Here is an 875-nt window from a genome sequence, read left to right as displayed (position 1 = left end):
TATGTCCCAACCAGCCTCAATCATGGTCATGACAAGTAGGGGTGAACATTATAGCGCTCGGGATCAAGTCCCACCGGCAGGTACGTTCGACCCGGCAGGATAATGTAATATTCCATCATGCAACCGGCGGAATATTCGGTTGTATGTTCAGTTCTTGAGTAAATCCTTATAAATAAGATTTTCTATGGTATAATATGTAAATATATTCCAACAATACTAGAAAGTTATGAAATGGTGGGACTAAACGAATGGAACATACAATTCAATTAATGGAAACTCATTTAATTATCAATCTTGGAAATTCGCCCTTTTTAAAATTAGATAAAGGGTTACAAATTCCATACTCTTCGATTAAGGGGATTACAACAGGTAGACCCATACCAAATGCTTTCAAGCTTTATGGTGCTTCTTTTGGAGGAAAAAGAAATGGATTATTTAGATTCAATGGAGGTTACCATCTCTACTTTTTTAATAATGAGGTTGATACCCTTCATTTTGACTTAAATAATTTTCCTGTTGGTAAATTTAAAATATCAAAGTTAATCATTGATGTTAGAAACCCTGAAGAAATAAGTAAAACTATCTCCCAAAGATTGTTTCTCAAATAGCTTGCAGGAGAGTAGTAATATTGTTCAACTAACGGAAAAACGTTAGTTAAACACAGCAGGGAGCAGGTTGCCAGTCGGCCGCTGCTCCCTTTTAGTCATGTAAACGGGCACAACAGTTGAAGTTAACATGTAACTCATCCTTAACTTTTAGCGTTGTTTATAAAGATATGGCTAACTTAGTAGAGTGGAAAGAACAAAGGAAGGGTAAAGCAGAGAGCGTAAAATATTTTGTGTAAATAGATAAATAGCAAAAAGGAAGACCTTTTC

General features: G+C 35.5%; 1 protein-coding gene. It reads left to right on the top strand.

Translation table 11 applies throughout. The features are described 5' to 3' along the window. Positions 1-248 precede the first annotated feature (248 nt). Positions 249-608, top strand: coding sequence for a hypothetical protein (locus GQY27_RS21195; protein WP_160037247.1), 360 nt, complete (start codon positions 249-251; stop codon positions 606-608). The last annotated feature ends 267 nt before the right edge of the window (positions 609-875 follow it).

This window comes from Paenibacillus sp. An7, assembly GCF_009870785.1.
In the GTDB taxonomy this organism is placed as follows: Bacteria; Bacillota; Bacilli; order Paenibacillales; family Paenibacillaceae; genus Paenibacillus.
This window is presented reverse-complemented; position numbering and strand designations above follow the sequence as displayed.

Excerpts from the sequence above, each read along its gene's own strand:
- GQY27_RS21195 (WP_160037247.1), top strand. The coding sequence starts at position 249 with ATGGAACATACAATTCAATTAATGGAAACTCATTTAATTATCAATCTT.